Raw genomic sequence first — 11,213 nt, 5'->3', positions numbered from 1 at the left:
GCGAGGTTGGTAAGGGCTGCCCTTCTGCTCAGTCATTTAAAAACTCCATTTTGAACGTTTTAATATCATCAGCATCAAGCAGGGATGAATGTCCTTCTCCATCCGTCATCCCCTCGGTAACCGTTCCGTCTGAACCGGTTAGGCGAAATTTTTGATTAGAAATAGGCTGGTCAGGGTCATCAGAAGAATGGAGTTTGAATCGCCGCCTGAAGGTACCTTTTTCAAAAGCAGGTGCTGTCGTCGTCACGCTTTCCGGCCCCATGAAAGCCAGATTGGGTCCTTTCAGTTCAATACCGCTCGGAGAGAATATTTCAACGGAGCCATCGGCATTAATACGGATCCCGCCGCCACCGCAGGAAAGCTGGATGCCTTTTTTCGCACTGATGGTCATCTTGCCGTCCGTGGATGACAGCGTGAAATCCTGCTGTGACAGTAAATGCATTTCGCCACGCTGTGCCTGAGCTTCGACATTGCCCGCGGAGGCAATCATCTGAATCCCCAGTTTCTGAGCAAACAAAGACAGCTTTTCGCCTACGGCTAACGAGAATTTTTTAACGATGTTCAGGCTGGCATTGCTGCCGGCAGTGGCAATCAGATCATCGCCTGCTGAAAGCTGAAGCGAGGACGGGGTAATAAATGCCTGTCCGTGGCCTGCATAGGCCAGAAGTGAGGGTGACGTGAGCTGATCAAGCACCTTGCTCAGTTGCTGCTGTGTACCGGTATCAACTGCGCCAGCACCAGATGTAGTCGCGGATTGCTGTAGTGTCTGTGCAAGCGCCAAAGCGCTTTGCAATGCGCTGATGGCTGCCGCCATATCGAGCTGTTTTCCCTGAGCCCGTGGCTGTGGCTCCGTGGTGAGCATCAGCCCTTTAGCGGAACGTATCGTCCCCCATTCGTCGGTGCGTAACTCAAAACCCTCCCCGCGCTTTTTACGTTCGGCATCGACCAGATGACCGCTATTGAGTTGCGTTTTGCCGTACTCGGTGGAGAGTTTGATATGCTCCTGCCCGCGTTTATCTTCAAGTCTTATCTTGTTGAAAGAAGCAGTGCGGATTATGTTGCGCGTGTCATTTTTAATGGTGACCAGATCAGGGTTTGCACCATCATGGAGAACGTGGGAAATGAACGGCCTGTCCGGATCGCCCAGCTCAAAGGCAACCGCGACTTCGGTATTATCCAGTAAGGGGAAATGAAAACCGAAGGTATCGCCAGCATAAAGTCTGCCAAGTCTGACAAAAGCACTTTCGTAACCTTTCTTTTTTTCATCGGGATCAAAATCGAATTTAACAATGTAACGGCCTTGCGCATCCGTTTCTGCATAGAGGGCATTACGTGTTTTGGCTGATACCCTCGCAGGCACAGTGCCGGAAATGACCGGACGGGAAAGACGTTCAGGGCGAAAACAATACACCTCACTGTAAGGAATGCCGCTCAGTGTCGACGTAAAATGTTCTGCACGACTGCCGCTGATTTTAATCTTACAGACGACAAAACCCCGCTTAAATCCCTCAGGGACATTCCCAGTGACAGAGAACATTACACCAGGTGAAACCTGCGGGTCATTGGTCACTGCGGTAAAAATACTTTGACGATTCAATAAATATTCGTGGCGCACACGAGCATAAAATGAAGCTGATTCGCCCTCAACGCCATAGTGATCGCCGGGAGTAAGTTGATTATCGCCATAGTGATAATCCAGCCCGGCCCGGATATTTTCTGAAATATCGTGAACGTAAACAGACTTATCAGCCTGAGGGGAAGACGGGTCACGGTAATTATAATTACGGGTTTTAACGATATCAGATACGACGTTATAGAATTCCCTGAGTTCTGTAACGTATTCCTTCTCGTTTGTCATACCAGAGTTTCTGACAAAGGGTATTTTTTTGTCAGAAAACTGATACCCCGTACCGCTGTCACTGAATACAGTCAGGGTTTCTGTCGTTATTTTGGGGTGATTTTCAAAATGAAACCAAATCCCAACCTCCGATAACAATCGCATAATAAACTGCAGGTCAGTTTCCTGCCACTGAATGACCATTGCGCGTGAAGGTTAAGTGGACTGGAGCTTATCAACGTCAATTTTGTAGCTCTGAATCTGTTTGTGTTCCAGCATCACTTTTTTCACCAGCTCAGGAACGGTGATGTCGAGATAGACCGCAGACTTTCGGGTTCTATCAAGAAGCGCTAATTCGTTTTCTAAAACACATTCATACAAAGCTTCATCTGATGACGAATCAATCCGTGAGAATGACGTAATTATCCCATTGACTTGTTTCATCTCCAGCCACTTCGGGTCAGAATCAAGAAATGCATGAATATTGGGAGCGCGAAAAAGGAAAGATGCGGGCGAGTTAAGCACTTGTTCTACAGGCACACTCATATCCTGACAGGTGAATTTAATTATGTATCTATAGGGTTTACTCAGGTATTCGGTCGCAGTAAAAGATAATACATCAGCATTAATACTCTCGTTAAGTTCAAAGTATAACAAATACCGGTTCAATGACTCTGCATTCTGGAATTCATTATTCATTTTTGTTTTTCCTGAATTAAAGGTCAGGCATTCTTATCCTTTTCAGCTCCACAAACAAAGAGTTAATAATGAAATAGCATTTATCAATAAAAAATCAGACAGTTGCATAAGAAATTAATATAAACAAACCAAAACAATTCATGCAGCCAATTACAAATACATTCAGAGGCAGAGAAATAAAAATTCCCCTCAGAATAATCAGGATGAGAAATACAACTATTATGCCGGTCATCTGAAAAAGTGGAATTTATATAACGCGGTGTTTGGTTGACTGTTAATGCTCCCCCTTTGCAGAGGGAGCAAAACACATTACTTCACAGATTTACTGAATGCATCTACCGCCAGAATAGCGTTCGCTACGTCTTCGGCAGAAAGAGTGTGGTTCAGGTTACCCAGCGTATCGCCCTCGCCGCCTGCCAGCGCACCGACTTTCACCAGATTGGCGAACGATTCGTTTTCCAGATGCATTTCTTTCAACGTGGTTGGCATTTTGATGGCGCGGTAGAAGCGCACGTATTTCGCGATTTCTTCGTCAGGACGCTGTTCCAGTACCATTTGCGTCAGCGTACCGTACGCCACTTTTTCGCCATGGGTCAGATGGTGAATATCACCTGAAATTGCGGTAAAACCGTTGTGGATGGCATGTGCGCCCGCCAGACCGGCATTTTCAAAGCCCAGACCGGAAAGCAGTGTGTTGGCTTCCACGACCGCTTCTACCGCCGGTGTCACCAGTTTCTGCTCAACCGCGGTATAGGCGCTGTAGCCGTAAGTCAGCAGCGTTTTCTCGCACGCTTCTGCTATCGCCATACCGGCAATTGTCGGGTCGCCGCCCACCATGGAATGAGAATGTGAACGCAGCACAGCCTGCGCCTCAACAAACGTCGCCAGACCGTCGGCAATACCGGAAGCAAACAGGCGTACCGGCGCCTGTGCGCAGACATGGGTATCAACCAGTACCAGATCCGGATTTTTGTTGTAGAAGCGATAAGATTCGAAAACACCTTCATCCGAATAGATAACGGAAAGTGCGCTGCACGGCGCATCAGTGGAAGCCACGGTCGGCACAATCACCACATTTTGCTTCAGTTCATCGGCAATAGCTTTTACGGTATCGAGCGTTTTACCGCCGCCGAGGCCAACCACTACCTTAGTTCCCGCATCGCGGGCGATGGCGGCAAGACGGGTAATTTCGTTGGCCGAGGCTTCTCCGTTAAAGCGTTCATAATGGAATTCAACGTCGGCTTTTTTCAGTGACGCGTTAACGCGATCACCGATAATTCCCCAAACGACATCATCAGCTATCAGGAATGATTTTCCGCCCAGAGCAGGCAGATAATCCCCTAATTCATCCAGAACACCGCAGCCCTGAACGTATTTCCTTGGCGAAGAGAAGATAAATTTACTCATGATAAAAACCTCTTTTCGTTGATAATGCTTACGTGAATAACTACCCCGAGGGTAACGCAGCGCGGCAGGAAGCCCAACCCTTTTAATTCACATTAACAGCATGACTCGCAAAGAAAATTTTCAAATAATGAGGATGTTTAAGATATTGCGGCAAATAATTTTCCGATCAAGTAATACCCCAAAATGATTATATAAACCGGCATGATTTCCTCACAAAATTCATTCCGTCGATTGTTAGCTTTCATCTATTGAATACATCAATAAAAGCGACTTCCGCTTATCAGCCAGTCACGTATTATTCACTTCATTGGCAGCACGTCGTAAGCAGTGGTCATTAGCCAGCTCGCTGTTAGCCATTCCATTAATATTTCGAACATTAATAAGGGAACAGCATGTATAACTTTCAGCGCTACAATGCCAAAGAACTGGCGCTTGCCTATATGAGCAGCAAACCACACGATTTTTCGCCAAATGAATTTTTACAGCAGTTGAAAGAAGTCGAAAAATCTTTCGATGCTGCGCTGAGAAATCCTCAGCAACAGCCGCAGAACGGAATGCTGGTGAAGGCGTTTTGATTGCCATCCTGGCTTTCATCAGTTGAGTACCGTGCGTTACCCTTGCTTTACCCGTTAAAGCATTTCGCAAGAGCCTGTGTCTGGTTCACCTGCAAAAAATAATAATGTAGAAAAGCAAAAGCCTCGAATTATCGGGGCTTTTTGTATTCTTATCAGTCACATCTCCTCCAAATCATTCAAGTTGCAGAAAGGCGGCAAACGAACGAATCCCGATGAGCTGACTAAAGTCAGTAATTAGGGTGAGCGAATGCAGCCAACGCACCTGCGGCCTGAAGGATGACGGGGACTATTTCGTCATTTTACGATCGTCAATGTACTTGCGTTTTTCCGGCGCGGGCGGGAAATACTGATATAGCCAGGTTTCTGACAAGGCAGTCTGTCCGTTACGCAGGAACATACGCAGCTCAACCGGTGCGACAGAATCGCTGTCCGGATACCAGTCGAACAGAATGCGATAACCGTCGAACGGCTGCACATACAGAATCTCGATATTTTTGATTTTCCCGTGAGAGACGTTGATGACTGGCTCGATGCCTTTATCGGCAAACGCTTTCAGCTCGCCGCCAACGAAATCGATGGCAAAACGGCGCGCCCAGACCTGCGGATAGTTTTCTCCAGGAGCCCAGCCTTCCGGGAAACCGCCCATACCGGTACGGGTCGCCAGCACATTGGCCAGCGGGCTGCGGTGCGGCGGCTCAGAACTCCAGTACAGTTTGTAGCTGAAGCTGAACTCAGCGCCAGATTTCACCGGTTTTTCCGGCTGCCAGAAGCACACCACGTTATCCAGCGTTTCGCCGGTCGTCGGGATTTCCATCAGGTTAACCGCGCCCTTCCCCCAGTCTCCGACCGGTTCGACCCACAAACTCGGGCGTTTGTTATACCAGCCAATGACATCCTGATAATTGTCGAAATCATGGTCTAGCTGCAACAAACCAAACCCTTTCGGGCTGTTATCGCTGAATGCGTTGAACTGCAAACTCTGCGGGTTATTCAGCGGACGACAGATCCATTCGCCGTTGCCAGTCCACATTTCCAGTCGATCTGAGTCGTGAATTTGCGGATGGATCGTATCGCAACGCCCGCGTTCACTGGTGCCACAGCTGAACATACTGGTCATCGGAGAAATACCCAGCTGTTTGATGTCCTCGCGGGCATGCAGGTGGTTTTCGATTTCCATCACCACGCGGGTCGGTTCGCAGTGGATCACGAATTTATAGGCCCCCGTGATGCTCATGCCGTCCAGCAGCGCATAAACGGTGAACGTCGTATCGCCGGGTTTCGGGGTATCAAACCAGAATGCAGTAAAATCCGGGAATTCCTCCGGCTGATCCGTGAAGGTATCCACCGCCACACCGCGCGCTGACAGGCCGTACTGGTAGGTATCATCCACCGCACGGAAATAACTGGCGCCGAGGAAAGACACCACGTCGCGACGCGTCAGTTCCGGCGCTTTGTTGACTTTAAAACCGGCGAATCCGAGGTTTGAGAAGCCTTCAAGCTGCTTTGTATCCACACCTGCATCGTGATAGTTGAACAGTTCAGGGCGGAAATGAATCTCACGCGCCATATGTTTCACCGGATCCACGGAATACATGCGCACACGGCGCTTAAAGCCCATGCCGACGTGGAATAACTCCACATCCAGCTGGCGGTCCGGCAGACCATTCCACAGTGAATGCGCATGATCGTACTGAATGGCGTTGTAAGCCTGCGGCGTTAGTTCAGCCAGCGTTTTAGGCAAGGGTTGAGGCGCGCCCCCGTAAGGCTTGTCCGCCAAATCTTTCGCCATTTTTTTCAGCGCATTGAAATCAAACGGCAATTCGCCGCCGTCTGCCACATTCGCCTCTGCCGCTTCTGCGGAACGGGTGAACAGTGTGGACATTGCCGGCACACCACACCAGGCGGCGAGTGCCATAGATGCTTTAATAAATGCTCTTCGTTCCATGCCAGAATCGTTTCCTGTGCTGGGCAAAAAATCTGGGGCTTCGTCACAAAAACGCAGTCCCCGCGTATTCAGAATTTTCGACCCTAAGGCTAACGTAAAATTCACAAGCCGAGTACAAGAAATTGAATGCATTCAGCTAATATTTCGCTTGAAAAAGTTAGCGCTTATGACTGCGCTCATCCCCCGTATGGCAAGGGCTGAGAGGGTTTTTGGAAACAAGGGATTGAGCCGTAAAGAATACCCTGTTTAAGGGAGATAACCGCAGAGGACTTTAGGAGCATTCTGTTACCGCAAAGTTAAAACCTTTTATGTGACAGTGTCACTCATTAATTTCCCACACTGTCTTATAGATGTTATAAATTTGTAAAGCCAAAATTCCTCACAGCGGAGTTAACGCATGTCAGATGAACTTATTCAGAAGAAGGCTCGGGCGCTGTACACTCAGCTCACCGGCGAGATTTCACTTCCCTGTTCGCTTCATATTAACGGCGCAGGAAATCTGCCGTCTTATTATCCTGTCACCCCGCTTATTACCGCATCATTGGCATTAGCCGGAATGGCGCTGTCGCGGTTACTGGCGCTCAGGCATGGCGGACATGAAACCGTGACCGTCGACCGGCGGCTGGCGTCGCTTTGGTGTAAAACCAGCATCAGGCCAGAAGGCTGGGAAATTCCACCCGCCTGGGACAGTCTGGCGGGTGACTACGCGACAGCAGATGGCTGGATCCGTTTGCATACCAATGCGCCTGCGCACCGCAAAGTGGTGGAAACGCTGCTCGGAAAAGCACGAAGCCGCGAAGCACTGGCACAGCGTGTCATTATGTGGAAAAAGGCTGAACTGGAACAGGCCGTGGTGCAGGCGGGAGGATGCGCCGCGCAGATGCTCAGCCCGGACCAATGGCAGCAGCATATTCAGGGAAAATCCCTGCACAATGAGCCGTTGTTTCAGCGCTCTTTAACACCGGCAGCCATACTGCCGCAGTGGGCATTGTCCCGTGAAAAACCGCTGACAGGCATTAAGGTTCTGGATCTGACGCGGATCATCGCCGGGCCGGTCGCCACACGTTTTCTGGCCGGACTGGGTGCCGATGTGTTGCGTATCGATCCCTTCGGCTGGGATGAAACCAGTCAGGAAGCCGATGTCACTTTGGGTAAACATTGTGCGCGGCTCAATTTGCATAACCCGCAGGACCGGCACCGGTTCGAAGAATTATTACGTGACGCAGATGTGATTGTTCATGGCTACCGTGCCGGTGCGCTGCACAAACTCGGCTATGGCAGCGAGCAGCGTCGTGCTATTGCGCCGGGTCTGGTGGATGTCTGTCTGAACGCCTATGGCTGGAGTGGCCCGTGGCGCGAGCGCCGCGGCTTCGACAGTCTTGTGCAGATGAGTTGTGGCATTGCGGAACAGGGAATGAAGCTGTCGGGGAGCAATAGACCGGTGCCTCTGCCGGTTCAGGCGCTTGATCACACCACAGGTTATCTGATGGCCGCAGCCGTTTTGCAAGGTTTAACCCAACGGGTGGAGACCAGTCAGGGCAGTGAATTCCGCCTGTCGCTGGCACGTACAGCCCGGGAACTGATGGAAAATGGCGCATCCGCCGCCAGCGACGAACCGCTGATTGGATCCGCAGAACAAGCCGACTTCTCAACGGAGGCGGAAATCACCGTCTGGGGTAATGCCCGGCGTTTGCTTGCGCCAGTCTGGCTGGAAAACACGTCGCTGCAATGGGGTTTACCGGCTTCACCGCTCGGTTCCTCCCCCGCTGGCTGGCAGTCAATGTGAGGATTTCACGGTAATAATGAAAACGCCGCCTTGCGATATTGCAGCGGCGTTTTGCCGATCATTTTCTTAAAACGGGTGATAAAATACGGCGCGTCAGAAAAGCCGCATTGCAGCCCGATCTCTTCAACCGAACGGTCGGTTGAGCGCAGCAGTTCACAGGCGCGTTTTACCCGCCGCGTGGCGAGATAATCCTGAATAGAGCCGCCCGTTTCCTGCCCGAATACCCGTGATATATAGCTTTCTGAAAGACCCAGCGCAGCCGAAAGGTCTGCCAGTGAAAACTTCTGCACGTAATTTTCTTCGATCCATTGCATCACTTTCGAGGCCGTCGTGCGGCTGATGGTTTTCGGCTGCCCGTCCTCCGCAGGCATAAACACCATCAGTTGCAGGATAAGCATGGCGATTTCTTCCCATTGATCCGCCTGCGATTCGGGCAACTGATTAAACTGTTCGAGGATCACTTCGATATGGCTGGCATGATCGCTCAGATCAAAAATCGGCGCGGCACGGTCGGCATCCCAAAGACTGGCGAATCGCCTGCGGCGCTGCGGGAATGATTGCAGACAGCCATCCAGCAACTGATGATCGAGATGAATTGTGGTGCGCAGATACGCGTTCTTCTCGTCCGCTTCCACAAAAACTTTATGCAGTTTGAATGGCGGGAAGACAAACATCCGGCCCGGCCGTAGCGTGTATTGCTGATTATCGACAATCACAATGCCGTAGCCCTGACTAACAAAAAGTAATTCCAGGCACTGATGCCAGTGAAAATAATTGGCGCTGCCGCGGCTCATCCGGTTAAAAGAAACCTGACGTTCGTTAAGGGCAATACGTTCGAGATAATCAGATGCGGGCATTCGGGTCATTTCCTCGCAGTGTATTTTTGCGTCTTTTTTCTTCAGGACAACAAAACACAATTTTCAGTCTGTTTTTTATAATTTAAGCCCTTTTACCCGCCATTTAATAAACACAATTTTAAAAATCACGCCATTCTGTGAAGCAGTTAACAATCAGCACTTCTCACTCCTCTATATTTCAGTCTCGACGCAGAGAATTGAAATAATATTTCAAATTAATAAAACTTTATTTTCTGGTTCCCATTCAGTCACCGGGAGAACTTTGATGACCCTGAATATTGTGAATATTGATAACCCGTTGCGTACCCGCGACGATGTGCAGCAACTGCTTAATGAACTTCTCTCGGCGGTGTCGCCGTATACAGAAGAAGGTAAAAGCGGCATTGATTTGGGAAACTCCACCACGCATTACGGTAAAGAGGTTGCCAAAATGGAGGCGCTGTCGCGCATGCTGTGGGGGATTTTCCCGCTGCTGGCCGGTGGCGGCGAATGTGCAGATCTGCCGTTCTACCTGAATGCCATTCGCCTGGGTACCGACCCGCAGCATCCTCAATACTGGGGGAATATCCGCGATTTCGATCAGCGATGCGTAGAAATGGCCGCCTTCGGTGTCGGGCTGACGCTCCTTAATAAGCAACTCTTGCAACATTTCACCCCGCAGGAACAGCAGAACCTGGCGGCGTGGCTGGATCAGGGGCGTGATGCGACCATTCCCAATAACAACTGGAATTTCTTCCCGATCATGGTGCAGATGGGCTTTAAGCAGAGCGGTCTGCCCTGGGATCCGGCTGCCGCAGGCGCCCGTTTTGAATTGATGGAAAGTTATTATCTTGGCGATGGCTGGTATTCCGATGGTCCGGGCCGTCCGCGTGATTACTACATTTCAATGGCGTTTCATTATTACGGACTGCTTTACGCACAAAATATGGCGGATGTGGATGCGCCGCGTGCCGCCATGCTTCGTGAACGTGCGCAGCGTTTCGCTCAGGATTTCATCACCATGTTCTCCGCAGAGGGTGCGGCCGTGCCTTTCGGCCGCAGCCTGACCTATCGCTTCGCCGAAGCGGCTTTCTGGAGCGCCGCCGCGTACAGCAAACTGGACGTTTTCACACCGGGCATCATCAAAGGTGTGATCTTGCGTCATCTGCGGCACTGGCTGAAAGAGCCTATTTTTGACCGTGACGGCGTGCTCAGTATTGGTTATCACACACCAAATCTGGTGATGGCCGAAGACTATAACGCGCCGGGTTCCCCTTACTGGGCGTGCAAGCTGTTTCTGGTGCTGGCCCTGCCGCAGGACGATGCGTTCTGGCAGGCCGATGAAGCGCCACTGCCGGAACTATCCCGCGCTCACTGCATTCCTCATGCCAGTCAGATCCTGACCCGCGATGCCGAAGGTGAGCATGTGGTGATGCTCACCTCCGGACAGCTTGAGCTGAATAACTTTGTGAATACCGAAGCCAAGTACACCAAATTCGCCTATTCCAGCCAGTTTGGTTTCACACTGGATCGTGGCCGTTACGGGCTGAATCACGCCGGTTGTGATTCGATGCTGATGTTCTCTGAAGGCGACGGGTATTTTCGCGGACGTCGCGACTGTGCCGAAACCCGCATCACCGGCTCGATGATTTATTCCCGCTGGCTGCCGTGGCATGACGTTTGCGTCCGCACCTGGCTTATTCCTTGCGGAGACTGGCATCTGCGCGTACATCACATCGAAAATCAGCGTCCGCTTGATACAGCCGAAGGCGGTTTTGCAGTCATTCAGGAGCCTTCCACGCACGCTGAATTCACCGGCGATCGCCGCGCGATAACGGTCACAGCACGTAACGGCATCACCCGGATTGTCAGTCTGGAAAGTCAGGCTGTGCGGGAAGCCGTTACGGTGGTCACCCCGCCGAACAGCAGCATTATGTTTGCCGAAACCGCGGTCATTCCGGTGCTGCAAAACAGCCTTCCCGCGGGTTCACACTGGCTGATCACCGCCGTATGTGCGTCGGCAACCGATGATATCAGCAACAAAGATGTGCCGGAAGTCAGTCTGGAGGGCGCGCAACTGCGCTGGCAGTCTCCCGGCCACAGCGGCCAGATAACGTTAGGTTAACCG

Annotated in this window: 7 protein-coding genes and 1 pseudogene; 3 read left to right on the top strand and 5 right to left on the bottom strand. The window is 50.9% G+C overall.

What is annotated here, in order from left to right; all coding sequences use genetic code 11:
* Window positions 1-28: 28 nt before the first annotated feature.
* From UC15_RS26035 to UC15_RS15505, 3 genes and pseudogenes are all read right to left on the bottom strand, one after another.
* The gene (locus UC15_RS26035) at window positions 29-694 is read right to left on the bottom strand and encodes a DUF2345 domain-containing protein (RefSeq protein ID WP_255563952.1); all 666 of its coding nucleotides are present in this window, start codon (window positions 692-694) and stop codon (window positions 29-31) included.
* 66 nt (window positions 695-760) lie between these two features.
* Window positions 761-2,536, bottom strand: a pseudogene (locus UC15_RS26030) (type VI secretion system Vgr family protein); the annotation flags it as partial.
* 309 nt (window positions 2,537-2,845) lie between these two features.
* Entirely contained in the window at window positions 2,846-3,943 is a 1,098-nt protein-coding gene (locus UC15_RS15505) for a glycerol dehydrogenase (RefSeq protein ID WP_112289273.1), read from the bottom strand.
* 392 nt (window positions 3,944-4,335) lie between these two features.
* On the opposite strand from UC15_RS15505, the gene UC15_RS15500 reads away from it, so the two are divergent.
* Complete coding sequence (locus UC15_RS15500) at window positions 4,336-4,518, top strand: hypothetical protein (protein ID WP_112289272.1); 183 nt, start codon at window positions 4,336-4,338, stop codon at window positions 4,516-4,518.
* A gap of 286 nt (window positions 4,519-4,804) precedes the next feature.
* On the opposite strand, the gene UC15_RS15495 is transcribed toward UC15_RS15500, so the two are convergent.
* Entirely contained in the window at window positions 4,805-6,463 is a 1,659-nt protein-coding gene (locus tag UC15_RS15495) for a glucan biosynthesis protein D (protein ID WP_112289271.1), read from the bottom strand.
* 397 nt (window positions 6,464-6,860) lie between these two features.
* Here UC15_RS15495 and UC15_RS15490 point away from each other — a divergent pair, with 397 nt between their 5' ends.
* Window positions 6,861-8,249 (top strand): CoA transferase, encoded by a 1,389-nt coding sequence (locus UC15_RS15490; protein WP_112289270.1) that lies wholly within the window; start codon window positions 6,861-6,863, stop codon window positions 8,247-8,249.
* A gap of 5 nt (window positions 8,250-8,254) precedes the next feature.
* On the opposite strand, the gene UC15_RS15485 is transcribed toward UC15_RS15490, so the two are convergent.
* Entirely contained in the window at window positions 8,255-9,106 is an 852-nt protein-coding gene (locus UC15_RS15485) for an AraC family transcriptional regulator (protein WP_112289269.1), read from the bottom strand.
* Window positions 9,107-9,371: 265 nt separating this feature from the next.
* On the opposite strand from UC15_RS15485, the gene UC15_RS15480 reads away from it, so the two are divergent.
* Window positions 9,372-11,210, top strand: coding sequence for a DUF2264 domain-containing protein (locus UC15_RS15480; protein ID WP_112289268.1), 1,839 nt, complete (start codon window positions 9,372-9,374; stop codon window positions 11,208-11,210).
* Window positions 11,211-11,213 lie beyond the last annotated feature (3 nt).

The sequence above is a fragment of the Rahnella sp. AN3-3W3 genome (genome assembly GCF_003263545.1).
GTDB classification, from domain to species: Bacteria; Pseudomonadota; Gammaproteobacteria; order Enterobacterales; family Enterobacteriaceae; genus Rahnella; species Rahnella variigena.
Note: the sequence above shows the minus strand (reverse complement) of the source record. Positions and strands in the feature narration are given on the sequence as shown.

What these genes read in the sequence shown, in the direction of transcription:
- UC15_RS15505 (WP_112289273.1), bottom strand. Translation starts at nt 3,943, where the DNA reads ATGAGTAAATTTATCTTCTCTTCGCCAAGGAAATACGTTCAGGGCTGC.
- UC15_RS15500 (WP_112289272.1), top strand. Translation starts at nt 4,336, where the DNA reads ATGTATAACTTTCAGCGCTACAATGCCAAAGAACTGGCGCTTGCCTAT.
- UC15_RS15495 (WP_112289271.1), bottom strand. Translation starts at nt 6,463, where the DNA reads ATGGAACGAAGAGCATTTATTAAAGCATCTATGGCACTCGCCGCCTGG.
- UC15_RS15490 (WP_112289270.1), top strand. Translation starts at nt 6,861, where the DNA reads ATGTCAGATGAACTTATTCAGAAGAAGGCTCGGGCGCTGTACACTCAG.
- UC15_RS15485 (WP_112289269.1), bottom strand. Translation starts at nt 9,106, where the DNA reads ATGCCCGCATCTGATTATCTCGAACGTATTGCCCTTAACGAACGTCAG.
- UC15_RS15480 (WP_112289268.1), top strand. Translation starts at nt 9,372, where the DNA reads ATGACCCTGAATATTGTGAATATTGATAACCCGTTGCGTACCCGCGAC.